At 71.2% G+C, this 26,606-nt stretch carries 24 protein-coding genes; 19 read left to right on the forward strand and 5 right to left on the reverse strand.

Features of this window, described 5'->3' with window-relative positions; translation table 11 throughout:
* Positions 1-8: 8 nt before the first annotated feature.
* On the reverse strand, positions 9-377 hold the full coding sequence (locus tag ACGFML_RS20080) for a YbjQ family protein (RefSeq protein ID WP_393545438.1): 369 nt from the start codon (positions 375-377) through the stop codon (positions 9-11).
* A 213-nt stretch (positions 378-590) separates the two neighbouring features.
* Here ACGFML_RS20080 and ACGFML_RS20085 point away from each other — a divergent pair, with 213 nt between their 5' ends.
* Together ACGFML_RS20085 and ACGFML_RS20090 are read left to right on the forward strand one after the other, a co-directional pair.
* Positions 591-1,313, forward strand: coding sequence for a DedA family protein (locus ACGFML_RS20085; RefSeq protein WP_393545440.1), 723 nt, complete (start codon positions 591-593; stop codon positions 1,311-1,313).
* A gap of 160 nt (positions 1,314-1,473) precedes the next feature.
* Positions 1,474-3,192, forward strand: a complete 1,719-nt coding sequence (locus ACGFML_RS20090) for a threonine/serine exporter family protein (protein ID WP_393545442.1) — start codon at positions 1,474-1,476, stop codon at positions 3,190-3,192.
* Between the two features lie 138 nt (positions 3,193-3,330).
* Here ACGFML_RS20090 and ACGFML_RS20095 read toward each other — a convergent pair whose 3' ends face one another.
* Positions 3,331-3,825, reverse strand: a complete 495-nt coding sequence (locus ACGFML_RS20095; protein ID WP_393545603.1) for an inorganic diphosphatase — start codon at positions 3,823-3,825, stop codon at positions 3,331-3,333.
* Between the two features lie 86 nt (positions 3,826-3,911).
* Here ACGFML_RS20095 and dacB point away from each other — a divergent pair, with 86 nt between their 5' ends.
* From dacB to folE, 6 genes are all read left to right on the forward strand, one after another.
* The gene (gene dacB, locus ACGFML_RS20100) at positions 3,912-5,492 is read left to right on the forward strand and encodes a D-alanyl-D-alanine carboxypeptidase/D-alanyl-D-alanine-endopeptidase (RefSeq protein WP_393545444.1); all 1,581 of its coding nucleotides are present in this window, start codon (positions 3,912-3,914) and stop codon (positions 5,490-5,492) included.
* A gap of 96 nt (positions 5,493-5,588) precedes the next feature.
* Complete coding sequence (locus ACGFML_RS20105) at positions 5,589-6,734, forward strand: zinc-dependent metalloprotease (protein ID WP_393545445.1); 1,146 nt, start codon at positions 5,589-5,591, stop codon at positions 6,732-6,734.
* 226 nt (positions 6,735-6,960) lie between these two features.
* Positions 6,961-7,968, forward strand: a complete 1,008-nt coding sequence (gene tilS, locus ACGFML_RS20110; RefSeq protein WP_393545447.1) for a tRNA lysidine(34) synthetase TilS — start codon at positions 6,961-6,963, stop codon at positions 7,966-7,968.
* 99 nt (positions 7,969-8,067) lie between these two features.
* A complete protein-coding gene (gene hpt, locus ACGFML_RS20115) occupies positions 8,068-8,607 on the forward strand; it encodes a hypoxanthine phosphoribosyltransferase (RefSeq protein WP_030066146.1) in 540 nt (179 codons plus the stop codon).
* A 227-nt stretch (positions 8,608-8,834) separates the two neighbouring features.
* Positions 8,835-10,847, forward strand: coding sequence for an ATP-dependent zinc metalloprotease FtsH (gene ftsH / locus ACGFML_RS20120; protein ID WP_393545449.1), 2,013 nt, complete (start codon positions 8,835-8,837; stop codon positions 10,845-10,847).
* Between the two features lie 109 nt (positions 10,848-10,956).
* Entirely contained in the window at positions 10,957-11,562 is a 606-nt protein-coding gene (folE, locus tag ACGFML_RS20125; protein ID WP_393545451.1) for a GTP cyclohydrolase I FolE, read from the forward strand.
* A 188-nt stretch (positions 11,563-11,750) separates the two neighbouring features.
* Here the strand turns inward: folE and ACGFML_RS20130 are convergent, their stop codons facing one another.
* Entirely contained in the window at positions 11,751-12,866 is a 1,116-nt protein-coding gene (locus ACGFML_RS20130) for an alpha/beta hydrolase (RefSeq protein WP_393545453.1), read from the reverse strand.
* 141 nt (positions 12,867-13,007) lie between these two features.
* Between ACGFML_RS20130 and ACGFML_RS20135 the strand changes: the two genes are divergently transcribed.
* The 6 genes from ACGFML_RS20135 (at position 13,008) to ACGFML_RS20160 (ending at position 18,319) form a co-directional block, all read left to right on the forward strand.
* On the forward strand, positions 13,008-14,855 hold the full coding sequence (locus tag ACGFML_RS20135) for a phosphatidylglycerol lysyltransferase domain-containing protein (protein ID WP_393545455.1): 1,848 nt from the start codon (positions 13,008-13,010) through the stop codon (positions 14,853-14,855).
* 87 nt (positions 14,856-14,942) lie between these two features.
* Positions 14,943-15,839 (forward strand): dihydropteroate synthase, encoded by an 897-nt coding sequence (gene folP, locus ACGFML_RS20140; protein ID WP_393545457.1) that lies wholly within the window; start codon positions 14,943-14,945, stop codon positions 15,837-15,839.
* A 5-nt stretch (positions 15,840-15,844) separates the two neighbouring features.
* Positions 15,845-16,342 (forward strand): nuclear transport factor 2 family protein, encoded by a 498-nt coding sequence (locus ACGFML_RS20145; protein ID WP_393545605.1) that lies wholly within the window; start codon positions 15,845-15,847, stop codon positions 16,340-16,342.
* 336 nt (positions 16,343-16,678) lie between these two features.
* Entirely contained in the window at positions 16,679-17,038 is a 360-nt protein-coding gene (gene folB, locus ACGFML_RS20150; protein ID WP_393545459.1) for a dihydroneopterin aldolase, read from the forward strand.
* Positions 17,035-17,631: a 2-amino-4-hydroxy-6-hydroxymethyldihydropteridine diphosphokinase gene (gene folK / locus ACGFML_RS20155; protein WP_393545460.1), complete on the forward strand. Its 597-nt coding sequence runs from the start codon at positions 17,035-17,037 to the stop codon at positions 17,629-17,631. The genes folB and folK overlap by 4 nt, the downstream gene beginning before the upstream one ends.
* Positions 17,632-17,827: 196 nt before the next feature.
* Entirely contained in the window at positions 17,828-18,319 is a 492-nt protein-coding gene (locus ACGFML_RS20160) for a DUF3180 domain-containing protein (RefSeq protein ID WP_393545462.1), read from the forward strand.
* 175 nt (positions 18,320-18,494) lie between these two features.
* Here the strand turns inward: ACGFML_RS20160 and ACGFML_RS20165 are convergent, their stop codons facing one another.
* Complete coding sequence (locus ACGFML_RS20165) at positions 18,495-19,655, reverse strand: ABC transporter ATP-binding protein (RefSeq protein WP_393545464.1); 1,161 nt, start codon at positions 19,653-19,655, stop codon at positions 18,495-18,497.
* Between the two features lie 283 nt (positions 19,656-19,938).
* On the opposite strand from ACGFML_RS20165, the gene ACGFML_RS20170 reads away from it, so the two are divergent.
* From ACGFML_RS20170 to ACGFML_RS20190, 5 genes are all read left to right on the forward strand, one after another.
* Positions 19,939-20,694, forward strand: a complete 756-nt coding sequence (locus ACGFML_RS20170; protein ID WP_393545465.1) for an ABC transporter permease — start codon at positions 19,939-19,941, stop codon at positions 20,692-20,694.
* A 4-nt stretch (positions 20,695-20,698) separates the two neighbouring features.
* A complete protein-coding gene (locus ACGFML_RS20175) occupies positions 20,699-21,382 on the forward strand; it encodes an ABC transporter permease (protein ID WP_393545467.1) in 684 nt (227 codons plus the stop codon).
* 235 nt (positions 21,383-21,617) lie between these two features.
* Entirely contained in the window at positions 21,618-22,583 is a 966-nt protein-coding gene (locus tag ACGFML_RS20180) for an ABC transporter substrate-binding protein (RefSeq protein WP_393545469.1), read from the forward strand.
* Positions 22,584-22,647: 64 nt separating this feature from the next.
* On the forward strand, positions 22,648-23,823 hold the full coding sequence (locus tag ACGFML_RS20185) for a hypothetical protein (protein WP_393545470.1): 1,176 nt from the start codon (positions 22,648-22,650) through the stop codon (positions 23,821-23,823).
* A gap of 197 nt (positions 23,824-24,020) precedes the next feature.
* On the forward strand, positions 24,021-24,860 hold the full coding sequence (locus ACGFML_RS20190; RefSeq protein ID WP_393545472.1) for a D-alanyl-D-alanine carboxypeptidase family protein: 840 nt from the start codon (positions 24,021-24,023) through the stop codon (positions 24,858-24,860).
* A gap of 281 nt (positions 24,861-25,141) precedes the next feature.
* On the opposite strand, the gene ACGFML_RS20195 is transcribed toward ACGFML_RS20190, so the two are convergent.
* Positions 25,142-26,284, reverse strand: a complete 1,143-nt coding sequence (locus ACGFML_RS20195; protein WP_393545473.1) for an NADH-quinone oxidoreductase subunit D — start codon at positions 26,282-26,284, stop codon at positions 25,142-25,144.
* Between the last annotated feature and the right edge of the window lie 322 nt (positions 26,285-26,606).

Consider the following 26,606-nt stretch of genomic DNA (forward strand, 5'->3'; position numbering starts at 1 on the left):
CCGGCGGCTCAGGAGCGCGGGGCCAGCACCACGGCCGTCCCGTAGGCGCAGACCTCCGTACCGACGTCGGCGGCCTCGGTGACGTCGAAGCGGAACATCAGGACGCCGTTGGCGCCACGCGAGCGGGCCTGTTCCACCAGGCGTTCCATTGCCTGGTTGCGCGTCTCGACGAGGGTCTTGGTCAGGCCCCGCAGCTCGCCGCCGATCATCGACTTCAGGCCGGCGCCGATCTGGCTGCCCAGGTGCCGGGAGCGCACCGTCAGGCCGAAGACCTCGCCGATCACCCGTTCCACGCGAAAGCCGGGAACGTCGTTCGTCGTGACCACCATGACGTCGGACTGGGCGTGCTGCCCGCCGCCGTACTCCTCGATGCCCATGGGGCTGTACCTCCGTAAGGGTTCCTCGCGGCTCCCTCGGCTGCTCACGGCTCCTTGTGGCCAGGATCACCCGGGGCGGGGGGCGGTGCCAGCCGTGGAACCATGACCGGCCACCCGGCGTTGATACTTTGGGCCGCACACAGCGCCTGCATCCTCGTCGCACCCGTGTCGCACCGCACGATCCGGCGCCCTCGACCCTGGAGCCTTCACCCCGTGAATACTCTCGCGCTCGGCCCCCAATGGCTGGACCCGGACTATCTGATCGCGACATTCGGCCTGATCGGCGTCCTGGCCATCGTCTTCGCGGAGTCCGGCCTGCTGATCGGCTTCTTCCTGCCGGGCGACGCCCTGCTGTTCACCACGGGTCTGCTGGTGACGGCCGGCAAAATGGACAAGCCGCTGTGGCTGGTGTGCGGGCTGATCTTCCTGGCGGCGGTGCTGGGCGACCAGGCGGGCTACCTCTTCGGCCGCAAGGTCGGCCCCTCGCTCTTCAAGCGCCCCGACTCCCGCCTCTTCAAGCAGGAGAACGTCGAGAAGGCTCACGACTTCTTCGAGAAGTACGGACCCAAGTCGCTGATCCTGGCCCGCTTCGTGCCGATCGTGCGGACGTTCACGCCGATCGTCGCCGGCGTGAGCCGGATGAACTACCGGTCCTTCCTCACCTTCAACCTCATCGGCGGAGCGCTGTGGGGCGTCGGGGTGACGGTGCTGGGCGCGCTGCTGGGCAACATCGCGTTCGTCCACAAGAACATCGAGGCGATCCTGATCGCCATCGTGCTGGTCTCCGTCGTGCCGATCGCGATCGAGTTCCTCCGCGCCCGCGGCAAGGCCAAGAAGGAAGCCGCGGCCGGCGGCCACGGCCCGGCGCAGCACTTCGACGACGACCGGCCGCAGGGCGGTGCCGACGGGCGCCGCGGACGGCACGCCAAGCGCTGACGCCGCGCCCCCCCAGGCTCCGGCCTCCCCGCCGGCCCGGCCGCTGCGCCCGACACCCCGCACGGCTCCTGCCGACACCGGCCCACCCGTGTGCAGCCGGCACGCGGCATCAGGCATTGTGTCCCTGACGGTAGGTAGGAGGCGTACGAGGAGCGGCAGAGTGGCGTCGGAACCACAGCGTGGCATCAGCGGCACGGGCGGCAGCCCGGACCAGGGCGGCTCCGAGGACCGCAAGCCGCAGACGGACGAGGCGCACAGCGCCTTCACGCCCCCGCTGGGTGTGCCGTATCCGCCGCTCCCGGAGGACGAGCACCCCACCTCCGAATTCGCGCTGCCCGCCGGGCTGCGACCGGAGGGGCAGGACGAGCAGGAGGGCTCGCAGTTCGCGCCGCCCGGCAGCACCACCGGCCAGACCCCGATGCCGGTCGGCGCCACCGCCATGAGCGCGTTCACCCCGCCGCACGGCATACCCGCCATCAGCCTCACCAAGGAAGCCCCTTGGCAGGACCGGATGCGCACCATGCTGCGGATGCCGGTGTACGAGCGGCCCATCCCGGAACGGGTGGAGCGCACCGACGAGACCGGGCCCGCCGTGCCCCGCGTGCTCGACCTGACCCTCCGTATCGGCGAGATCCTGCTGGCCGGCGGCGAGGGCGCCGAGGACGTCGAGGCGGCGATGTTCGGTGTCGCGCACGCCTACGGGCTGGAGCGGGTCGAGCCGACCGTCACCTTCACGCTGCTGTCCATCTCGTACCAGCCGTCGCTGGTCGACGACCCGGTCACGGCCAGCCGTACCGTGCGGCGCCGGGGCGTCGACTACAACCGCCTGTCCGCGGTCTTCCGGCTCGTCGACGACATCACCTCCGAGGGCATCACCCTCGAGGAGGCGTACCGCGGCCTGGCCGAGATCCGCCGTAACCGCCACCCGTACCCGAGCTGGGCGCTGACGCTGGCCTCCGGCCTGCTGTCCGGATCCGCGTCGATGCTGGTCGGCGGCGGGGCGCTGGTGTTCTTCGCGGCCGCGCTCGGCTCGATGCTCGGCGACCGGCTGGCCTGGCTCGCGTCCGGCCGCGGGTTGCCGGAGTTCTACCAGTTCGTGGTCGCCGCGATGCCGCCCGCCGTGGTGGGCCTCGCCTTCGGCCTCGCGCACTCCAACGTGCAGGCGTCCGCGGTGATCACCGGTGGGCTGTTCGCGCTGATCCCGGGGCGGGCGCTGGTCGCCGGCGTCCAGGACGGCCTGACCGGCTACTACATCACCGCCGCCGCCCGCCTCCTGGAAGTCGGCTACCTCGTCGTCGGCATCGTCGTCGGCGTGCTCTCCGTGCTCTACGTCGGACTGCAGCTGAACCCCGAGCTCAACCGCCTCAACCCCGAACAGGCGCTGAAGATCTACAACCAGCCGCTGGTCCAGATCATGGCGTCCATGCTGCTGGCGCTGGCCTTCTGCGTGCTGCTCCAGCAGGAACGTCACACCGTGGCGTTCGCGACCATAAACGGCGGGGTCGCCTGGATCGTCTACGGCGCCCTCACGGTGACCGCGGACTTCAACGAAGTGCCCTCCACAGCCATCGCGGCCGGTCTGGTCGGCCTCTTCGGCCAGCTGCTCTCCCGCTACCGCTACGCGTCCGCGCTGCCGTACGTCACCGCGGCCATCGGTCCGCTGCTGCCCGGTAGCGCCACCTACTTCGGCCTGCTCAACTTCGCCCAGGGCCACCTGATCGACGGCATCTCGGCGCTGATCAAGGCGGCCTCGCTCGCCCTCGCCATCGCCGTGGGCGTGAACCTCGGAAGCGAGGTGGCCCGGCTCTTCCTGCGGACACCGGGTGTCGAGGAGGCCGCCATCGGCCGCCGGGCGGCGAAGCGGACCCGGGGCTTCTGACGGCCCACGACACGAAAACGGGCGGCACCCTCGATCGGGCGCCGCCCGTTCGCGTACTTCACGTACGAAAATCAGAGCGCGTCACACGGCGCACGGCGGCCCGGAAAAACTGCCGACAGCACCTTGCGGCAGGCTGCGTCAGTGAGCGCCGCCCTGCGCCTGCAGGCGCTTGTACGAGGCCTCGATCTCCGCCTCGGCCTCGGTGCGGCCGACCCAGTTGGCACCCTCGACGGACTTGCCGGGCTCCAGGTCCTTGTAGACCTCGAAGAAGTGCTGGATCTCCAGGCGGTCGAACTCCGACACGTGGTGGATGTCGCGCAGGTGCTCCACGCGCGGGTCGGACGCGGGCACGCACAGCAGCTTGTCGTCGCCGCCGGCCTCGTCCGTCATCCGGAACATGCCGATGGCGCGGCACTTGATGAGGCAGCCGGGGAAGGTCGGCTCGTCCAGGATGACGAGGGCGTCCAGCGGGTCGCCGTCCTCGCCCAGGGTGTTCTCGACAAAGCCGTAGTCGGCCGGGTAGCTGGTCGAGGTGAAGAGTCGACGGTCCAGGCGGATCCGACCGGTCTCGTGGTCCACCTCGTACTTGTTCCGCGAACCCTTCGGGATCTCGATGGTGACGTCGAACTCCACGGGTGGCTCCTCCATGATCAACACATACGTCTGGTGATTAAGTGTCCCCCACGCAGGTGTGTGATCGCGAAAGGGGCTGGTCCGAGGTGCCGGAGACCAGGTCGTGGCAGGTCAGGTGGGTCAGCTGGGGCCGGTCCGCGATGCGGGCGGCAGCCGGCGCGGGCCGGGGTGCCGCACAGTTCGTGGCCGACGAGTGGTTCTTCGCCCGCCAGTGGTGGCGGCGGACGCCGCTCCAACGGAGGCGGACGTGGCAGCTGACGGCTGGTTCCGCCGTGACCGGTCTCGCGGTCGCGGTCGGCGCGGTCGCGGCGGCCGGTCCCTGGGACTCCGGTCAGCGTACGGCCGAGCGGGCGCTCGCGGACGCCGGCGGCGGCACAGGTGGCGAGCATCACGATGCGGGCGACCCCCGCGCGCCCCACGCGCCGCCCGTACTGCCCGCGCTGGGCGGGCGGGCCCCCTCCGGCAGGGGAGCCGCCGCCGTACCCACCGCGGCTGGCCTCGCCGACGCCCTCACCCCGCTCCTGAAGGCCCCCGAACTCGGCCCGCTCCGCAGCGCGTCCGTCGTCGACGTCGCCTCCCGCCGCGAGGTCTTCGGGGCCGCACAGGGCACCGCGTCCACCCCCGCCTCCACCGTCAAACTCGCCACCGCCGTCGCCGCGCTGTCCCTCCTCGGCCCCGACCACCGCATCGACACCACGGTCGTCGACGGCGGCGCGCACCGCATCGTCCTCGTCGGCGGCGGCGACCCCACCCTCACCGCCCGCCCGGCCCGCAAGAGCGCCGACGAGCAGCCCGCCGGCCTGCGCGCGCTCGCCGACGACACCGCCCGCGCCCTCAAGAAGCAGAAGAACACCAAGGTCTCCCTCGGCTACGACACCTCGGCCTACTCGGGACCGGCCCTGCACCCCATCGGCCCCAACGAGAACCTCGCCCCCGTCAGCCCCCTCATGGCCGACGAGGCGCGCCTGGACCACAGCGAACACGGCACCGCCCCCCGCGAGAGCGACCCGGCGGCCGCCGCCGCCCGCACCTTCGCCGGCCTGCTCCACGACCGCGGCATCACCGTCACCGGCGCCCCCAGGCACATCAAGGCCCCCCGGAAGGTCGACCGGCTCGCCGCCGCCCGCTCCCTCCCGCTCTCCGCCCTCGTCGAGCGGATGCTGACCTACAGCGACAACGACATCGCCGAGGCCCTGGCCCGCCAGACCGCCCTCGCGTCGGGCCGGCCGGCCAGCTTCAAGGGCGCCGGCCAGGCCGTGCACAGCGCCCTGGCGGCCCAGCACCTCCCGCTCAGCGGCGCCGTCTTCGAGGACGGCAGCGGCCTCAACCGCGCGGACAAGGTCTCCGCCGGTCTCCTGTCCCACCTCCTGCTGGCCGCCTCCGCCCCCGACCGACCCGCCCTGCGCCCCGTGGTCACCGGCCTCCCGGTAGCCGCGTTCACCGGCACCCTCGGCTCCCGCTACCGCGGCGACTCCGCGGGAGCCGGCGCCGTACGCGCCAAAACCGGCACCCTCACCGGCGTGAACACCCTCGCGGGCACCGTCGTGGACGCCGACGGCCGCCTCCTGGTCTTCGCCTTCATGACCAGCGGCACCACCGACGCACAGGGCGCCCAGAAGGCCCTGGACAAGCTTGCCTCCACGGTCGCCAACTGCGGCTGCCGCTGACCGCGAAGGGGCCGATGCCGGCGCCGCCCACCGGGCCACGCACCGAGAAACCCCGGTCGGCTACCCCCGAGTGGCACGTCCCCGTACGGTGAACCCATGACGAGCTTCGGTGGAACCGAGATGGTCGACTGGAACCTCGCCGTGGCCACGGCGACCCGCTTCGTGCGGCCGGGACCGGAAGTGAGCCGCGACGAGGCCCGCGCGATCGTGGCCGAACTGCGCCGGCACGCCAAGTCCTCCGAGGAACACGTCCGTGCGTTCACCGGGCTGGCGCAGCCGGGCACCGAGGACGGGGCGCCGCACGACACCCCCGTCCTCGTCGTGGACCGCCCCGGCTGGATCAAGGCCAACGTGGCCGGTTTCCGCGCCGTCCTCAAACCCCTGCTCGCCAAGATGGAGGACCGCCGCGCGGCCGTCCCCGGCGGCACCGTGCTCGGCGCGGTGGGCGGCAAGGTGACCGGCGTGGAGCTCGGCATGCTCCTGTCGTTCCTCGCCTCCCGCGTGCTCGGCCAGTACGAGACGTTCGCGCCCGCCTCCCGCGACCTGCCCGCCGCGGCACAGGGCGGCCGGCTCCTCCTGGTGGCGCCCAACATCGTCCACGTCGAGCGGGAACTCGAAGTGGACCCGCACGACTTCCGCCTGTGGGTCTGCCTCCACGAGGAGACCCACCGCACCCAGTTCACGGCGGTGCCCTGGCTGCGCGACCACATCGAGGGCGAGATCCAGTCGTTCCTCAGCGAGACCGACATCGACCCCGGAGCCCTCCTGGAGCGGCTGCGCGCGGCCGCCCAGTCGCTGGCCGGCGCCAAGCCCGAGGGCGAGGAGGGCGACGACGGCAGCCAGTCCCTCGTCGACCTGGTCCAGACCCCGGCCCAGCGCGAGATCCTCGGCCGCCTCACCGCCGTGATGTCCCTGCTGGAAGGCCACGCCGACTACGTCATGGACGGCGTCGGCCCCGAGGTCGTGCCGTCCGTCGCCGAGATCCGCGAGAAGTTCCAGAAGCGCCGGGCCAGCGGCGCGGGCCGGCTCGACCAGGCCCTGCGCAAACTGCTCGGCCTGGACGCCAAGCTGCGCCAGTACCGCGACGGCGAGCGGTTCGTGCGCGCCGTCGTCGAGGAGGCCGGCATGGCCGGCTTCAACCGCATCTGGACGTCGCCCAACACCCTCCCCACCAAGCAGGAGATCGCCAAACCGGCGGACTGGATCGCGCGGGTGCACCGCAAGGCGGACGGGGCGCCGTAAGCGAGCAGTACCGGCCGGACGCGCCGTGCGGCAGTAGAGCGCCCCTTCAATCACCCGTCTGAGGGACCGTGGTCCATGGATAGGCGTGCAATGCTCGGGGAACCTCCCGCCTCTGTCACCATCTAGGCACTCTGTGTCACTGTGACGACGTGACTGTCCTCGCGATGGTGACTGCGTCGCGGTCCACGGCCGAGGCTCGCTCCCAGCTGAACGATTGGAAACGGACATGGGTCCCCATCCAGCGGTCGCCGCGATACGCCTGGCGGTCCGCCGCGTACTCCACGACGTACTGAACCACCACCTCGCGCAGGGTGGGCACGACTCCCCGCTCGTGCTCGTCGCCTGTTCCGGCGGTGCCGACTCCATGGCGCTCGCCTCCGCCCTGGCCTTCGAGGCCCCCAAGCTCGGCGTACGGGCCGGCGGCATCACCGTCGACCACGGCCTCCAGGAGGGATCCGACCTCCGCGCCGCCGAGGTCGCACTCCGGCTGCGGGCCCTGCGACTCGACCCCGTGGAGACCGTCACCGTCCAGGTGGGCAGGGAAGGCGGGCCCGAGGCCGCCGCCCGGGACGCCCGCTACGCCGCGCTCGACGCCGCCGCGGAGCAGCACGGCGCCGCCGCGGTCCTCCTCGGCCACACCCGCGACGACCAGGCCGAAACGGTGCTGCTCGGCCTCGCCCGAGGCTCCGGCACCCGCTCCCTGTCCGGCATGGCCGCCACCAGCGGCACGGACGGCCGCTACCGCCGCCCCTTCCTCGACGTGGACCGCCAGACGGCGCGCAAGGCATGTCTGATGCAGGCGCTGCCCGTCTGGGACGACCCGCACAACACCGACCCCGCCTACACCCGCTCACGACTGCGCCACGAAGGTCTGCCCGCCCTGGAGAAGGCCCTCGGCAAGGGCGTCGTCGAGGCGCTCGCCCGCACGGCCCAGCTCTCCCGCGACGACGCCGACGCCCTCGACGCCTGGGCCGCCGACGCCGAAACCGCGGTGTTCGACGACTCCGGCACCCTGGACGTCGCCGCGCTCTACGCGCTGCCCCCCGCGGTCCGCCGCCGGGTGCTGCGCCGGGCGGTCATCGCCGCCGGCTCACCCGCCGGCTCGCTCTTCGCCCGCCACATCGAGGAAGTGGACCGGCTGATCACCGCCTGGCGCGGCCAGCAGGCCATCAACCTCCCCGGGCGCGTCGGTGTCCGGCGGCAGGGTGGCAGACTGGTCATTCGGCAGGGCTGAGCCGCAGCACGCTGCCCAGCTTCAAGAGTCGCTTCATGCGTCGACTGGCCGACCATGGACACGAACCGAGCGAGAGTGGCACGGGTGGACGACAAAGACATGGGCGCCGACCTTCAGTCGGTACTCATCAGCAAAGAAGAGATCGACGCGAAGCTGGCGGAGCTGGCCGCGAAGATCGACGCGGAGTACGCGGGCAAGGACCTGCTCATCGTCGGAGTCCTCAAGGGCGCGGTGATGGTCATGGCGGATCTGGCGCGCGCGCTGTCCACCCCCGTCACGATGGACTGGATGGCCGTGTCCTCGTACGGCGCGGGCACCCAGTCCTCCGGCGTGGTCCGCATCCTCAAGGACCTCGACACCGACATCAAGGGCAAGCACGTCCTGATCGTCGAGGACATCATCGACTCCGGCCTGACCCTGTCGTGGCTGCTGTCGAACCTCGGCTCGCGCGAGCCGGCCTCCCTCGAGGTCTGCACGCTGCTGCGCAAGCCCGACGCGGCCAAGGTCGCCATCGACGTGAAGTGGATCGGCTTCGACATCCCCAACGAATTCGTCGTCGGCTACGGACTGGACTTCGCGGAGAAGTACCGCAACCTCCCGTTCGTCGGTACCCTCGCGCCACACGTCTACGGCGGTTGATGCGGCACGGCGGGAACCCTTCGGGGCTTCCCGCCGTTGGAGCGGGGAGAACCGAATCCCCAGCCGCATGTTCACTGTCGGCGCAGGCGCCGGGTGACAATGCTGGGGTACCGTCCGAAGGCAGTTGTTTTTCGGGCCAGTAATACACCGTACGCACGACCAGCCCTCCCGGGGGCGTTGTGCCTCACTGTGGCAGGAGGGACGGGGCCTCAAGCGGCTCCGTATGGATGGACGTGAAGCGATACTTCCGTGGGCCGGTCATGTGGATCGTGCTGGCCGTCCTCGCCGTGGTCGTGTTGATGCAGGTCGTCGGCTCGTCCGGCGGCTACAAGACGGTGGACACCGGTCAGGTCGTCAAGGCGATCGCTGACAACAAGGTGAAGTCCGCCGAGCTGACGACCGGTGACGAGAACAAAATCAAAGTCGAGCTGTCGGGCTCTCAGAAGATCGAGGGCTCCAACAAGCTCCAGGCGAGCTACATCGGCGACCAGGGCGTCGACCTGGCCAAGAACCTTCAGGCCAAATACCAGACCGGCGACATCAAGGACGGGTACACCGTCTCGCCGTCGAAGCAGAACCCGTTCGTCGGCGTGCTGCTCTCGCTGCTCCCCTTCGTCCTCATCGTGGTCGTCTTCCTGTTCCTGATGAATCAGATGCAGGGCGGCGGCTCCCGGGTGATGAACTTCGGGAAGTCGAAGGCGAAGCTGATCACCAAGGACACCCCCAAGACGACGTTCTCCGACGTCGCGGGGTCCGACGAAGCGGTCGAGGAACTCCACGAGATCAAGGAGTTCCTCCAGGAGCCGGCGAAGTTCCAGGCCGTCGGCGCCAAGATCCCCAAGGGCGTGCTGCTGTACGGCCCGCCCGGCACCGGCAAGACGCTCCTCGCGCGCGCCGTCGCCGGCGAGGCAGGGGTTCCCTTCTACTCGATCTCCGGTTCCGACTTCGTCGAGATGTTCGTCGGTGTCGGTGCCTCCCGGGTCCGCGACCTCTTCGAGCAGGCCAAGGCGAACGCCCCGGCGATCGTCTTCGTCGACGAGATCGACGCCGTCGGCCGGCACCGCGGTGCGGGCCTCGGCGGCGGTCACGACGAGCGCGAGCAGACCCTCAATCAGCTCCTGGTCGAGATGGACGGCTTCGACGTGAAGGGCGGCGTCATTCTGATCGCCGCCACGAACCGCCCCGACATCCTCGACCCGGCGCTGCTGCGTCCCGGCCGCTTCGACCGGCAGATCGCCGTCGACCGTCCGGACATGCAGGGCCGCCTGGAGATCCTCAAGGTCCACCAGAAGGGCAAGCCGGTCGCCCCGGACGTCGACCTCTCGGCCGTCGCCAAGCGCACCCCCGGCTTCACCGGTGCCGACCTGTCCAACGTCCTCAACGAAGCCGCCCTGCTGACGGCCCGTGGGGACGCGAAGCTGATCAACAATCACTTCCTGGACGAGGCGATCGACCGCGTCGTGGCCGGACCGCAGAAGCGGACCCGGATCATGTCCGAGAAGGAGAAGAAGATCACCGCGTACCACGAGGGCGGACACGCCCTGGTCGCGGCGGCCTCCCCGAACTCCGACCCGGTTCACAAGATCACGATCCTGTCCCGCGGCCGGGCCCTGGGCTACACCATGGTCCTGCCCGACGAGGACAAGTACTCCACCACCCGCAACGAAATGCTCGACCAGCTGGCGTACATGCTGGGCGGGCGCGCGGCGGAGGAGCTGGTCTTCCACGACCCGACCACCGGTGCTGCGAACGACATCGAGAAGGCCACCGCAACGGCCCGCGCGATGGTCACGCAGTACGGCATGACCGAGCGGCTCGGCGCGATCAAGTTCGGTTCGGACAACTCCGAGCCGTTCCTGGGCCGTGAGATGGGTCACCAGCGCGACTACTCCGAGGAGGTCGCCGCACTGGTCGACGAGGAGGTCAAGAGGCTCATCGAGACCGCGCACAACGAGGCGTGGGAGATCCTGGTCGAGAACCGCGACATCCTCGACAACCTCGTGCTGACGCTCCTGGAGAAGGAGACGCTCGGCAAGGAGGAGATCGCCGAGGTCTTCAAGCACGTGGTCAAGCGCCCGGCCCGCCCGGCGTGGACCGGATCCTCGCGGCGTACGCCGTCCAGCCGGCCGCCGGTGCTCTCCCCCAAGGAGCTCGCCCCGGCCAACGGCTCGGTGCCGAACGCCGCCACCGTCTCCACGGAGAAGGCCGAAGCCCCCGAGGACACCACCCCGGAGAGCTGACCCGGTGGCCCGTACGGGCCCCGGAATGAATGCCGCGCCCCGCAGGTTTTAGCCTGGGGGGCGCGGCATTCCGCGTTTCGAGCGTGGCGCAGAGAGAACGAGGCACCAGATGACGGACCCCGTGACGCTGGATGGCGACGGCAAGATCGGCACCTTCGACGAGAAGCGTGTCGAGAGCGCCGTACGCGAGCTGCTCATCGCGGTCGGCGAGGATCCGGACCGCGAGGGTCTGCTGGAGACCCCGGCGCGGGTGGCACGGGCGTACAAGGAGATCTTCGCCGGTCTGTGGCAGAAGCCCGAGGACGTCCTGACGACGACCTTCGACATCGGCCATGACGAAATGGTGCTGGTCAAGGACATCGAGGTGGTCTCGAACTGCGAGCACCACCTCGTCCCGTTCGTCGGCGTCGCCCACGTCGGCTACATCCCGTCCACCGACGGCAAGATCACCGGCCTGTCCAAGCTGGCCCGGCTGGTCGACGTCTTCGCCCGCCGCCCCCAGGTCCAGGAGCGGCTGACCACGCAGATCGCCGACTCCCTGATGGAGATCCTGGAGCCGCGCGGCGTGATCGTGGTCATCGAGTGCGAGCACATGTGCATGACGATGCGCGGCGTCCGCAAGCCCGGCGCCAAGACCACCACCTCGGCCGTCCGCGGTCAGCTGCGCGATGCGGCCACCCGGGCCGAGGCGATGAGCCTGATACTGGCGCGGTAGGCATAGCGGGTGCCCGGGGTGCCCGGGGTGCCCGGGGTGCCTGAGGTGGGTGAGCGGGGCCGGGGCGCGGGTGAGCGGGGCCGGCGGATGCAGGACCGCCAGGCCGCACGGCCGCACCGGTGCCGGTGCCCGTCGGGCTCTGAGGCCCGTAGGCCGGAGTCGGTCCCCGCGGGTCGGCCATGGCCCTGTCAGGGCCTGAGGTGCCCGCCCAGCCACTCCAGGGCGGCGGGGATCTCACGGCGCCAGGTGTTGAAGTTGTGGCCGCCGCTGTCGAGGATGATCGACGAAATGCGGGTGGGCGACTTCGTCTGCTGTATGAAGCGCAGCGTCTGCTGGTAGTTGCCCTCGCCCTGCTTGCTGCTGGTGACCAGCAGGTTCACCGGCGGGCCGGGCAGGTGGCGCTGGCGCCACAGCAGGTTGTTCTCGCGGGCCAACTGGGGGTCGCCGGCGAAGAGGTCGCCGGTCGTGGCGTCGATGGGGGCCCGGTAGGCACCGGAGAGAGCGACGGCGGTGGAGTACGCGTCGGGGTGGCGCATGGCCATCTTCAGGGCGCAGTAGCCGCCGGTGGAGTCACCGGCGACGCCCCAGTTCTTGGCCTGGGTGCCGACGCGGTAGTGCTCGGCGATGTTCGCGCGCAGGTCCCGGGTGAAGAAGGTCTCGGTCTGCGGGCCGCCGGGGACGTCCACGCATTCGGTGTCACGGGGCGGCGCGACCGTCGGGCGCATCATCACCAGGATGGTCGGCTGCATTTTGTGGTGCTTGAGCAGTGTGTGCTCGGTCTGCGGGAAAGCGAGCTTTTTGTACAGTGCCTCGGCGGTGCCGGGATAACCGGTGAGAACGACGGCTGCCGGGAATTTCTTCTTCGCGTACTTCGCCTGGAAATACTGCGGCGGCAGATACACATATGCTGGGCTGCTGATCCTGGAGCGTTCGCCGTGGAGCAGGACCTTCTCCACCCGGCCCTTCTTGGTGGGCCGGGATGCGCCGGCGATGCTGATCCGCTCGGTGCCGAGCATCTGCAGCTTGGTGCCGTTCGGGCCGGTCTCGTAATTCTTGACCACGCCCGGCTGCTGCTCCTGGCCGAAGAGATCGGCCCATGAGGCGTAGAAGCCGAAGGAATTGTTGGCGACCAGGCCAACGGTGGCGAAAAGGGATATCTGGGTGGCAAGCAGCAGACCTATACGGCCGAGGATCGCGCGCCAGTTCGCCTTGGACAGACGCGGCCAGAGCCAGACGGTGAGGACGAAAAGTACTGCCGCGACGAGGACGGCAAGCAGCAGCACTTTCTTGCTGGTGAGGCCCATGTGGTGCTTTCTGCCGGGCGGCCGGTCCAGCCTGGCCGCTGGTGGAACCCCGAGCCCTGAAACGCCGTCATACAGGGCGCAAAAAGTCCAGATGCTGCGACTAGGCTCGCACGTTCTCTCGACCGGGGCGACGGGAAAGTGATGTCTGACAGGCTAGATGGCGAAAAGTCGGAGACGGTTGCGTGGCGAACGCCACGCTGGCTCCGCGGCCCGCGGCCCGAGAGGGTCCCCGGCGTCGTCGGTACCGCCGGCGTGGTCGTCGGTCTGCTGAACCTTGCGGCCGGTGTCTTCCCGCGGTTCCGCCACAGCAAGATGCACGCCATGGCCGAGGTGCTGCCGGGGGCGGTGAGTCCGCTGGCGGCCGCCGCGTCCATCGTCGTCGGCATCCTTTTGCTCCTGCTGGCCCACGGGCTCAAACGGCGTAAGCGACGGGCCTGGGGCGCCGCGGTGGCGCTGCTTCCGGTGGGGATCGCCGCTCAGCTCGTGTATCGCCACTCCATTTTCGGAGCAGTGCTCTCGTTCGCGCTGTTGGCGTTCCTGGTGTGGCACCGCGGCGAATTCGCCGCCCTGCCCGACCCCCGCAGCCGCTGGAAGGCCGTCGCCAACTTCGTCGTCCTCGGCGGCGCCGCCTTCGCCATCGGGATGGTGATCGTCAGCTCCCACCCCCACAAGACCGTCGGCTCCCCCTCCTTCTGGGACCGCGCCCAGCACGTCCTGTGGGGCCTGTTCGGCTTCGAGGGCCCCATCGCCTACACCCAGCAGGTCGACTACACCGTCGGCTACTCCCTCGGCGCCCTCGGCCTGCTGACCGTCGCCACCACCGCCTACCTCGCCTTCCGCCCCGAACACCCCGTCGCCCGGCTCACCGACGACGACGAGCAGCGGCTGCGCGAGCTGCTCGCCAAGCACGGCGGACGCGACTCGCTCGGCTACTTCGCGCTGCGCCGCGACAAGGGCGCCGTCTTCTCCCCGACCGGCAAGGCCGCCGTCTGCTACCGGGTGATCTCCGGCGTGATGCTCGCCAGCGGCGACCCGATCGGCGACGTCGAGGCATGGCCGGGCGCCATCGAACGCTTCATGGAGGAGGCGCGGGCCCACTCCTGGACACCCGCGGTGACCGGCTGCAGCGAGACCGGCGGCCAGGTGTGGACCCGCGAGACCGGCATGGACGCCCTCGAACTCGGCGACGAAGCCATCGTGGACGTCGCCGACTTCACCCTCTCCGGCCGCGCCATGCGCAACGTCCGCCAGATGGTCAAGCGCATCGAGCGCAACGGCTACGAGACCCGGGTCCGCCGGGTCCGCGACCTGGAGCCGGCGGAACTGGCCCGCATCCAGGACGCCGCCGACGCCTGGCGCGACACCGACACCGAGCGCGGCTTCTCCATGGCGCTGGGCCGCATCGACGCGGCCACCGACGGCGACGCGGTGATCGCCACCGCCCACCTGGCACCCGCCGAGGGCGAGGAAGCGGGCCCGTACGGCGACCTGAAGGCCATGCAGCACTATGTGCCGTGGGGCGGTGACGGGATCTCCCTGGAACTGATGCGCCGCGACCGCAGCGCCGACCCCGGCATGAACGAGCTGCTGATCGTCGCCGCGCTGCAGGCCGCGCCCGACCTCGCCGTCAAGCAGGTGTCGCTGAACTTCGCCGTCTTCCGCTCCTCCCTGGAGCGCGGCGAGAAGCTCGGCGCGGGACCGGTCATCCGCGTCTGGCGCGGCACATTGATCTTCCTGTCCCGCTGGTACCAGATCGAGTCGCTCTACAAGTTCAACGACAAGTTCCGGCCACGCTGGGAGCCCCGTTTCGTGGTCTTCCGCAACAGCCGCGACATCCCCCGGATCGGCCTGGCGGCCCTCCAGGCCGAGGGCTATCTGGAGCTGGGCCTGCCGCGTGTGCTGCGCCGCCGGCGGGCCGCCGCGCCGCGGCCCTGCGTCCACACGACGGAGCCGAGGGCGTCCGCCGGGAGGGTCGAGACCGCTGCGTGAGGGCGGCGCGGGGCCGCCGAACGGCCGCCCCGCGCCCCTGCCGAAGGCCACAATCCGGCCGGTCGGCACACGCCCTAGGCTGGTGTCATGAGTACCTTGCGTGGCCGGGTGGCCGGACTGCCGGACTGGGACCGCTGCGCGGTGATGGGCGTCGTCAATGTGACGCCCGATTCGTTCTCCGACGGCGGTGAGTGGTTCGACACCGACCTCGCCGTCAAGCACGGCCTCGACCTCGTGGCGCAGGGCGCCGACCTGGTCGACGTCGGCGGCGAGTCGACCCGGCCGGGCGCGGCGCGGGTGGACGAGGCCGAGGAGCTGCGCCGCGTCGTGCCCGTCGTACGGGAGCTGGCCGCGGCCGGCGCCGTCGTCTCGGTGGACACCATGCGCGCATCCGTCGCCGAGCAGGCCGTGGCGGCCGGGGCGCGGCTGGTCAACGACGTGAGCGCGGGCGCCGCCGACCCCGCGATGGTCCCCGTGGTGGCCGCCTGCCAGGTGCCGTTCGTGGTGATGCACTGGCGCGGCCAGTCGATCGACATGAACAACCGGGCCGTCTACGGCGACGTGGTCCGCGAGGTCGTCGACGAGCTCGGACGGTCCATGGAGCGGGCGGTCGACGGCGGCGTCGACCCGGACCGGATCGTCATCGACCCGGGTCTGGGCTTCGCCAAGGACGCCGGGCACGACCTCGCGCTGGTCGCCGAACTGGCCCGGCTGCGGACGCTGGGCCGTCCCCTGCTGGTGGCCGCATCGAGGAAACGGTTCCTGGGCAGGGTGCTGGCGGGCGGCGAGGGATCCGCCCCGCCGCCCGCGCGGGAGCGGGACGCGGCGACGGCGGCGGTATCGGCGATCGTGGCGCGAGAGGGGGCCTGGGCGGTGCGGGTGCACGAGGTGCGGGCGAGCGCGGACGCGGTGCGGGTGGCCCGCGCGGTGGAAGCCGCGGCACGGACGAACGGAACGACACAGAACGCGACGGGAGCGGCGTGAGCGGCTTGGGCCCACGGACGGACATCGAGCTGGTCGAGCAGGCGAACACGACCCTGTACGAGACCATCGAGCGCGGCGATCACGAGGCCCTGTCCGAGCTGTGGCTCGACGGCGAGGTCAGCGTGGTGCACCCGGGATGGCCGGTGCTGCGCGGGCGCGGCGAGGTGCTCCGCTCGTACGCCCTGATCATGGCGAACACCGAGTACATCCAGTTCTTCCTGACGGATGTGGAGATCGACGTCCTCGGGGACACGGCTCTGGTGACGTGCACCGAGAACATCCTCAGCGGCGGACCGGCCGAGGACGACGGCTCGGTGGGGCCGCTGATCGGCCAGCTGGTCGTGGCCACGAACGTCTTCCGGCGCACCGAGGACGGCTGGCGGGTGTGGTCGCACCACGGGTCACCGGTGCTGGCGGACCGTGACGACGACGAGGACGGCGACGACGACGCCGGGGACGACAACGGCCCGGTGGGCGGGGCCGGCGCGCCGGGCGGGGTCTGAGCCGCCGGGGCCGCCGGGGCCGCAGGCACCGGCCGGTCCGCCCGCCCCGGGCCCCGCGCCGCGACGTCAGCGGGGCGGCCCCGGAGTACCCGTTCGAGCCAAGTGGCGTACGGGTAGGGGTGGGGCACGGGCACGGGGGTAAGAGGTCGCGCGGATGACCTCTCACGACCCGCTAGCAGCAGGACGGGGACTTGTCCATAGCCCCCTTGGGCGAGCAGGGTCGGTGCTCGCAGGTAGATTCGACTTTGGGGCAGTGTGCCGGACGAGTCCGGGGCGCGCCCGAAATCCGATGAGCAGTGGCGCCGCGGTGCCAGTGAACCAGTGGGAGTGATTCGCGTGGATCGTGTCGCGCTGCGTGGGCTGAAGGCCCGTGGGCACCACGGGGTGTTTCCCCGGGAGCGCGAGGAAGGCCAGACCTTCATCGTCGACCTGGTGCTCGGCCTGGACACCCGTCCCGCCGCGGCGTCCGACGACCTCGCGATGACCGTGCACTACGGCGTCGTGGCCGAGGAGGTGGTGGCCGTCGTGGAGGGCGAGCCGGTCGACCTCATCGAGACCCTCGCGGAACGGATCGCCGACCAGTGCCTCAAGCACGAGGGGGTCCAGGAGGTGGAGGTGGTGGTGCACAAGCCGGACGCGCCCATCACCGTCCCCTTCGACGACGTGACCATCACCATCACCCGGAGCCGAGTATGAACACCAGCAGCGACCCGACCGTACAGCCGGTGCCCGCCTCCGTCGTGGAGCAGGTGGACGCCGCGGATGTGACGCTGTCCAACCCCAAACGCGCCGTGATCTCGCTGGGCAGCAACCTCGGCAACCGCCTGGAGACCCTCCAGGGTGCCGTCGACGCCCTGGAGGACACCCCCGGAGTGCGGGTCAAGGCCGTCTCCCCGGTGTACGAGACCGAGCCGTGGGGCGTCGACAGCGGCTCGCAGCCCGCGTACTTCAACGCCGTGGTGCTGATCAAGACGACCCTGCCGCCGGACTCCCTGCTGGAGCGCGGTCACGCCATCGAGGAAGCCTTCGAGCGGGTGCGCGACGAGCGCTGGGGCCCGCGCACGATCGACGTCGACATCCTGGCGTACCAGGACGTGGTCTCCGACGACCCGCGGCTGACGCTGCCGCACCCGCGGGCCCATGAGCGCGCCTTCGTCCTGGTGCCGTGGCACGACGTGGACCCGTCCGCCGAGGTCCCCGGGCACGGCGCGGTGGCCCACCTGCTCTCGTCGGTCGGCCACGGGGGCGTGTCGGTGCGCGAGGACCTGGAACTGCGGCTGCCCGAGTAGCCGTTAGGGTTGCGGGCCGGTCGCCTGCGGCCACGATGCGTAGGCGGCGGTGCCGTACGGCAAGGATGCGTAGGGATACGTGGAGGCGCGGGATACCCGCGTGGACACATAGGACGCATGCCTATGTATGCATATGGAACGGACAGGCGGTCACGGCGGCAGTGACGGCCGGAACGGCACGAGGGGCGATGGCTCGGTGAAGCAGCTACACATCAAGGTGCTGGTCGGGCTGTTTCTGGCGGCCGGCGTGCTGGCCTGGGGCGGCGCCCGGCTGTGGGACTCCTTCGGCACGCTGCCGAGCGTCCCGGTGGCGGCGCCGATCGTGCTGGCACTGATCGCCGCCGTGCTGGCCGCAGCGGCCCTCTCGATCCGGTCGAGGCTGCGCGCCCAGCGCGAGCGCCGGCCGGGAGCCAAGGGCGTGGATCCCCTGGTGGCGGCCCGTGCCGTGCTCTTCGGGCAGGCCAGCGCCCTGGTGGCGTCGCTGGTCGCCGGGCTCTACGGCGGTGTCGGCGTCTTCCTGCTGACCTCCGGCCTGGATTCCGTGCCCCGCCGTGACCAGGCGATCTATGCGGGCTTCTCCGTCCTGGCGGGTGCCGCCGTGGTGGTCGCCGCGGTCTTCCTGGAGCGGATCTGCAAGCTCCCCGAGGTCGAGGACGACCACGACCATCGCGGAGCGTCACAGAGCTGACGAGCCCCGGCCGGACGAACCTCGGCGAACCTGCCGGGGCTGAGGGTCCTGGTGGGTCTCAGCTGAGGGTCCTGGTGGGCCTGGATGGGCCTGATGGGCCTGATGGGCCTGATGGGCCTGTCGTGCCCGGCGGTCTGGTGGTCTGGAGGTCTGGAGGTCTGGCGGGCGTCTCCGGTCAGGCCCCGGGCACCGTATCGAGGGTGACGTTGCCGCGCGGGACGTTCGCGGCGTCCGCGGCGGTGGAGCGGCGCAGTGCCGCGTGCAGCCGGGCGGGCGTGAGGACGCCGGCGAACCGGCCGCCGTCCAGTACCGCGATCCAGCCCGCGTCGTGCTGCAGCATCGCGCTGAGCCCCTGCCGCAGCGGCGCCCCGAGCGGCAGCCGGGCGTCCATCGGCCGGGCGTGATCGCGGACCGTCGATCCGCCGGTACCGGCCAGCGCGGCCGCCGGGACCCAGCCGTACGGGGAGTCGTCGGCGTCCAGGACGACCGCCCAGGGCGCGCCGTCGGCGGTCAGCCGCTCCGCGGCGCGGGCCGCCGGCTCGTCGAGGTGCACCACCGGGGGCTGTTCGAGGTCGCCGCGCTCCACCGGCGTGACCGACAGCCGCTTCAGGCCCCGGTCTGCGCCGACGAACCCGGCCGTGTACTCGGTGGCGGGCGCGCCCAGGACCGTCGCCGGGGTGTCGAACTGCTCGATGCGCCCGGCGCCGTAGACGGCGATCCGGTCGCCGAGCCGGACCGCCTCCTCGATGTCGTGCGTGACGAAGAGGACCGTCTTGCGGAGCGTGGACTGCAACCGCAGGAACTCGTTCTGGAGGTGCTCGCGGACGACCGGGTCGACGGCGCCGAACGGCTCGTCCATCAGCAGGACGGGCGGGTCCGCGGCGAGTGCGCGGGCCACGCCGACGCGCTGGCGCTGGCCGCCGGAGAGCTGGTCGGGGTAGCGGTCGCCCTGCACGGCCGGGTCCAGGCCGACCAGTTCGAGGAGTTCGGCGGCGCGGCGGCGGGCCTCCTTGCGCGGCCGGCCCAGCAGGTGCGGGACGGTGGCGGTGTTGTCCAGCACGGTCTTGTGGGGGAAGAGGCCGACCTGCTGGATGACGTAGCCGATGCGGCGGCGCAGGGCGACGGGGTCGGCGGCGGATATGTCCTCGCCGTCGAGCAGGATGCGGCCGCTGGTGGGCTGGATGAGCCGGTTCACCATCTTCATGGTCGTCGTCTTGCCGCAGCCCGACGGGCCGACCAGCGTGACGAGTTCACCCTCGGCGACCTCGAAGGACAGGTCGTCGACGGCGGTCGTGCCGTCCGGATAGCGCTTGGTGACGTGCTCGAAACGGATCATGCTTCCCCCAGGTGTGGACGGTCCCATTGTGAACGCTCGGCCATGAACGCGATGTTGCGGATCGATGGCGATGCGGACGGGGCCGGCCGGGCCGGTCCGATTGTCAGTGGTGGGGGTTAGGGTCGCAGACAGTCACCGTGATGAGCAGCGACCGGGGCGGGGGAGGTGACGGCGGGTGAGCGGAGCGATGGCCACGACCGTCGTGTCGGCTACTTCGGTTACATCGGTTACTTCGGGTACTGCGGGTACTGAGGGAACTGCGGGTACTGCGGGTACTTCGGCCATGTCGGCCGGGAAGAGTTGTCTGACGGCGAACGACTGGATCTGCGGGGAGTACGTCCGCAGCCGAGGCCAGGAACTGCTGGACGCGACGGTCCAGCACATCGGCATCACGGCGGTGTCCGTGCTCATCGGACTGCTGATCGCCTTTCCGCTGGCGCTGATCGCCCGGCGCTCACGGAGCGCGGCCGGCCCGGTCCTGGGGCTGACGACGATCCTCTACACCGTGCCGTCGCTCGCGATGTTCGCCCTGCTGACGCCGGTCTTCGGGGTCTCGGCCGCAGTGGTGATCACGGGCCTGGTGCTGTATTCGCTGACGATCCTGGTGCGCAACATCCTCGCCGGCCTGCACGCGGTGCCCGCCGAGGTGCGCGAGGCAGCCCGGGGCATGGGCTACGGCCCCGCGCGGCTGCTGTTCGAGGTGGAACTCCCGCTCGCACTGCCCGCCCTGGTGGCCGGACTGCGCATCGCCACGGTCTCCACGGTGGCGATGACCACCATCGGTTCCGTGGTCGGTTACGGCGGCCTGGGCAATCTCATAGCCAGCGGCATGGAGGGCTTCTTCAAGGCGGAGGTCCTGACCGCGTCGGTGCTGTGCGTACTGCTGGCGCTGGTGGCGGATGCACTGCTGATGGTCCTTCAGCGGCTGCTGACGCCCTGGACGCGGGCGCAGAACCGGGCGAAGAAGCGGGCGTGGCCCGGGGCGCGGGGCGGGACACGGGCGCGGCTCGGGGTGCGCACCGTGCGGAAGGAGGGCTGAGCCGGTGGGGGCGGTAGCGGACGCGTGGCAGTGGCTGATCACGGGCGCCAACTGGGCCGGGGAGAAGGGCGTGTGGCACCGGCTGGGCGAGCACATCTGGCTCAGTGGGCTGTGCCTGGTCATCGCCTGCCTGATAGCTCTTCCCCTGGCGCTGTGGCTGGGACATCTGGGCAAGGGCGGGGCGCTGGCGGTCAACGTCTCCAACGTGGGCCGGGCCGTGCCGACATACGCGGTCCTGGTGCTGCTGACGCTCAGCCCGCTGGGCAGGCAGGGGGACGTGCCGACCGTCATCGCGCTGGTGCTGTTCGCAGTGCCGCCGCTGCTGACCAACGCCTACCTCGGCATGCGGGAAGCGGACCGTGACGTGGTCGAAGCGGCACGGGGGATGGGCATGTCGGGGCCGCAACTCCTGCTCCAGGTCGAGATACCGCTCGCCTATCCGCTGATCATGACAGGCATACGGTCGGCGGCGGTACAGGTGGTGGCGACGGCCACGCTGGCCGCGCTGGCGGGCGGCGGCGGCCTGGGCCGCATCATCACCGCCGGCTTCGGGAACTACGACACCGCGCAGGTGGTCGCCGGCGCCCTGCTGGTGGCCGTACTGGCGCTGCTCGTCGAGGGGGCGCTGGTCCTGGCCGACCGGGGCTTCGATCCGATGCGGCGGCGGCGCCGGGCGGGGGCCGGGTGACGGTGCGGTCGCGGTAGGGGAACCCGCCGGCCGCCGGCCCGGGCGCGTGCGATGCCGCCGCGGTACGGACCGGCCCCGTCGGCCCCTCGGCCCCGTCGGCCTCTGCCCCGGATCCGCTCCGACCTCGCCCCGCTTCGCCCCCATCCCTTCACCCGACCTCATCCCTTCACTCCACCTCACCCGACCTCATCCGACGTCACCCGACCCCATCCGAACGGACTGAATGGTGAATTCCATGAGCAGCAAGTCGCGCCGTGCGCGCACCGCGCTTGTCGCGGGGACAGTGATCGCGTTGGCGGGCGGACTGGCCGCGTGCCAGGGCCAGAGCCTGGAGGACAAGGGAGGTAAGGACAGCGGCGGCTCGAAGGGCGAGATCGTCGTCGGCTCGGCCGGTTTCACCGAGTCGAAGATCCTCGCCGAGATATATTCCAAGATCCTCAATGACGCCGGATACCGCGCCCGGGTGCAGACGCTGGCCAATCGCGAGCTGTACGAACCTGCCCTGGAGAAGGGCCAGATCGATGTCGTTCCGGAATACGCCTCCACACTCGCCGAATTCCTGAACGCCAAGAAGAACGGGCCCAAGGCGAAGCCGGTGGCCTCCAGCGACATCGACAAGACCGTGACGGCCCTCAAGAAGCTCGCCGCTCCCCACGGACTCAAGGTGCTCGCCGCGGGCCGGGCCACCGACCAGAACGCCTTCGCGGTCAGCAAGGAATTCGCCGCGAAGCACAAGCTCAAGACGCTCTCCGACCTCGGCCGTTCGAAGCAGCGGATCACCCTCGCCTCGGGCGAGGAGTGCGAGACCCGGGTGTTCTGCAAGCCGGGCCTGGAGAAGACGTACGGTATCGACATAGCCCGCCTCGACCCCAGGGGCGTCGGGAGCCCGCAGGCCAAGCAGGCGGTCAAGGACGGCACCGACCAGCTGGTCCTGACCACGACCACGGACGCCACGCTCGACAACTTCGGCCTGGTGCTGCTCAAGGACGACAAGAAGCTGCAGAACGCCGACAACGTGCTGCCCGTGGTGAATGCCAAGAGCGCCGGCGCCAAGGAGATCGAGACCGCGCTGTCCAAGCTCACCAGCACACTCACGACCGAGGACCTGATCAACTTGAACCGCAAGGTCGACGCCGAGCGGCTCAAGCCGGCGGATGTCGCGCAGACATATCTGGAGTCCAAGGGGCTGCTGAAGAAGTAACCACCGAGAAACGGATTGGCGGGCGGGGCCCCATAGGCCCCGCACGCACGGTAAGTTTCTGGCCATGCCACGAGGACGCCACCGCCATTCACCGCCCCTCCACCGGCTGCTTCCTCCGTCGACGGTCGCCGGTGCGTCGATTGCGTGCGCCACCGGCGCGTGGTTTGTCGGCGACGATCTGGTGCAGCGGGTACTCGCCGCGGGCGCGGCGGCCGCCGCAATCGGCGGCGCGGTCCTCCTGCGGACCTGGGACCGTAAGGCCGGAAAACGCGTCGCCGAACTCACCCGCGCCAGAGTGCGCGACGAGTGGCGCACCGAGGAGCGGATAGCCGAGCTCGAAACGGATGTCGAGGAGTCCCGCGAGATCCGCACCGCGCTGGACACCAAATTGCGTGCCAAGCGCGCCGAATTGGCCCGGCTGCGCAGCGAGCACGCCGAACTGCTGCGCCGTTATGCCACCGCGGAGACCGAGCGGGCCAGCGCCCTGGAGGGCCGCCGGCTGCTCGCCATCGAGGCCGCCGAGCCGGCGAGAGCGCTGCCGGCCGGCACCCGCCGCCGCCCGGCTGCCGCCGCGGCCCCGGCCCCCGCTGCGGCACCTGCCGCGGTTCCCGCCCCGGCCGCGTACGCCCGCGCCGACCGGGCGCTGCGACAGCTGGCCCGCAACGCGGCCCGGCAGCGGGACGGCGAACGCGGCGCAGTACGCGGCGGCGCCCACAACGGCACCCGCAACGACGCCCGCAACGGCGCCACGCCGAACGGGGACGGTGAAGAGAGCCGGGGGAAGTCCGGGGCGGCTGCCGCACCCGCGCTCCGGCGGGTCCCGGCTGCCGCCGCCGCTGTGGCTCCGCCCCGCCCCGCCGCGTCCCGCATGCTCGGCGGCTTCGACTTCTTCGGCAACGCGGTCTCCGCCCAGCCCCGGCAACTGGCCGGGCCCCTGGAGGAGGACCTGGCGGACGTCGTCGGCGACGAGGCGGTGGCCGAGCAGTCGGCACGCGCCCGCACCCGCTCGAACGGCCCCGCGCAGCCGCATCCGAAGGCCCTGACGGCCGACGGCGAGACGGGTGAGGTCGCGGCGGACGTCGGTGCACCGGCGGACGTGCGGCCGGCCGCCCGTACGGCCCCCGAGGCCACGTCGCCTGACGGCGCGACGACCGGCGGCGTGGGCGCAGTCATCGACCTGACCGCGCACGACGAGACCGAGCAGCTCGACCTCGCGGAGCTGCGCACCGCCATCTCGTAGGCCGCCCGGAAAGGGCTCCGTCCCGCGCGCCACGCCACTCGACGTACGACACGAGTGATTGTCCTACTTCGCCGAGGCCGCGGCGGGTGCGACGATGCGCTCCCCTCGGCAACGGTGTGCGGAAGTTCAGGGACGGAGCCTCGATGGAGCTGTGTGGGGGTCATGCGGTCCGGCGCAGGGGATGGGGCCTCGCGCTGATGGCGGCCACGGTTTCGCTCGCCGTCGCCCTGCCGGCGGCCCCGGCCCGGGCGGCGGGCGGCCCGTCCGGAATCACGACGAAGGGTGCCTACCTCCTCGACAGCGGGACGAACCGGTCGCTGTGGGCGAAGGCCGCGGACACCCGCCGGGAGATGGCCAGCACCACCAAAGTCATGACGGCGGTCGTGGTCCTGGAGACGCGCGGCCTGAACCTCGACAAGCGGGTCACCGTCAAACAGTCCTACCGCGACTACGCCGCCCGCTACGGCGCCAGCAGTGCCGACCTGCGCACCGGCGACAAGCTGACCGTGCGCCAGCTGCTGTACGGGCTGATGCTGCCGTCCGGCTGCGACGCCGGGTACGCGCTCGCCGACACCTTCGGTACGGGCGCCACCACGGCCGGGCGGACCCGGTCGTTCATCGCCCGGATGAACGCGCGCGCCGGATCCCTGGGGCTGAGCCGCACCCACTACGACTCCTTCGACGGCATCGCCCACGGCCGCAACTACACCACCCCCCGCGACCTCGTCCGCCTCGCTCGTCACGCCCTGCAGAACCGCACCTTCACCACCATCGTGCAGACGGCCCGCACCCGGCAGCGGGCGGCCAACGTCCACCGCACCTATACCTGGTACAACACCAACCAGCTGCTGGGCTCGTACCGGGGCGCCATGGGCATCAAGACCGGCACCGGCAGCCGATCCGGCTACTGCCTGGTCTTCGCGGCCAAGCGGGGGAAGCGGACCGTCGTGGGCGCCCTCCTCAACGACGCCTACCGGTTCCGTGACGCGGCGAGGATGCTCGACTTCGCCTTCCGCAGCCGGGCCGGTACGGGCTGATACAGGGCTGATGCACGGGCTGACGCGGTGAGGTCCGGACGACCGTCCCGGGGGAGTTCGGGCATCGCCGGCCCAGACTCCCCGCCCAGGCCCTGCCCGCCCAGGCCCTGCCCGCCCAGACTCTCCCCGCCCAGGCTCTGCCCACCCAGGCCCTGTTCGTCCAGGCTCGGTGCTCTGCTCGTCCGGGCCCTGTTCGTCCACATCCTGTGGACAGTGCTGCCGCCGGCCCCGTGCGCCCAGGGGCCCGCCCCGGTGCAGCGGGCCCGCCCTCGGGACGGGCCCTACTTGTCGATGTCCCCGACGACGAAGAACAGCGAGCCGAGGATCGCCACCATGTCGGCGACCAGAGTGCCGGGCAGCAGCTCCGTGAGCGCCTGGATGTTGTTGAACGACGCGGAGCGCAGCTTGAGGCGGTAGGGGGTCTTCTCGCCCTTGGAGACCAGGTAGTAGCCGTTGATGCCGAGCGGGTTCTCGGTCCAGGCGTAGGTCGCGCCCTCCGGGGCCTTGAGGACCTTGGGCAGCCGCTGGTTGATCGGGCCCGGCGGGAGCTCGGCGAGCCGGTCCAGGCAGGCGTCGGCGAGGTCGAGGGAGTTGTGGCTCTGGTCCAGAAGACACTCGAAGCGGGCCAGGCAATCGCCCTCCTCGCGGGTGACGACCTTCACCTCGGACGCCAGCTCGCCGTACGCGAGGTACGGCTCGTCGCGCCGCAGGTCGAAGTCGACGCCGGAGGCGCGGGCGATCGGGCCGGAGACGCCGTACGCGTGCACCGCCTCCGGCGTGAGCACGCCGATACCCCGGGTGCGGCCGCGGAAGATCTCGTTGCCCAGGACCAGGTTGTCGAAGACGTCCATCCGGGAACGGACGTCGGCGACGGCGTGCCGGGCGCGGCCGAGCCAGCCGGCCGGCAGGTCCTCCTTGAGGCCGCCGACCCGGTTGAACATGTAGTGCATCCGGCCGCCGGAGATCTCCTCCATGACGGTCTGGAGCTCCTCGCGCTCGCGGAACGCGTGGAAGACGGGAGTGATGCCGCCCAGCTCCAGCGGATACGAGCCGAGGAACATCAGGTGGTTGAGGACGCGGTTCAGCTCGGCGAGCAGCGTGCGGGTCCACACGGCGCGCTCGGGGACCTCCATGCCGAGCATCCGCTCGACGGCCATCACCACGCCGAGCTCGTTGGAGAACGCCGACAGCCAGTCGTGGCGGTTGGCGAGCATGATGATCTGGCGGTAGTCGCGCGCCTCGAAGAGCTTCTCGGCGCCGCGGTGCATATAGCCGATCACCGGCTCGGCGTGCTGGATGCGCTCGCCGTCCAGCACGAGGCGCAGTCGCAGCACGCCGTGCGTGGAGGGGTGCTGCGGGCCGATGTTCAGCACCATGTCGGTGCTCTCCGCCGCGCCGCCGATGCCGACCGTCGTCTCCGTCATGGGAACAGTCTCGCAGTTGGCGGGGCCGGGGTGCGGTGGTGGGCGGGGGAGCGATGCTCCGGGACGTGAGCGGTGCTCCGCGGGTGGGTCGGCGCTCCGCGGCGTATGCGGTGCTCCGCCGTGAGCGCGGTGTTCCGTCCCGAGTGCCGTGTTCCTTCGTGTGTGCGGCGTGCGGCCTGCGGCGTGCGGCGTGCGGCGTGCGGCCTGCGGCGTGCGGCGTGCGGCCTGCGGCCTGCGGCCTGCGGCCTGCGGCCTGCGGCCTGCGGCCTGCGGCCTGCGGCCTGCGGCCTGCGGCCTGCGGCCTGCGGCCTGCGGCCTGCGG

It is taken from the genome of Streptomyces sp. NPDC048650, from assembly GCF_043199095.1.
In the GTDB taxonomy this organism is placed as follows: Bacteria; Actinomycetota; Actinomycetes; order Streptomycetales; family Streptomycetaceae; genus Streptomyces.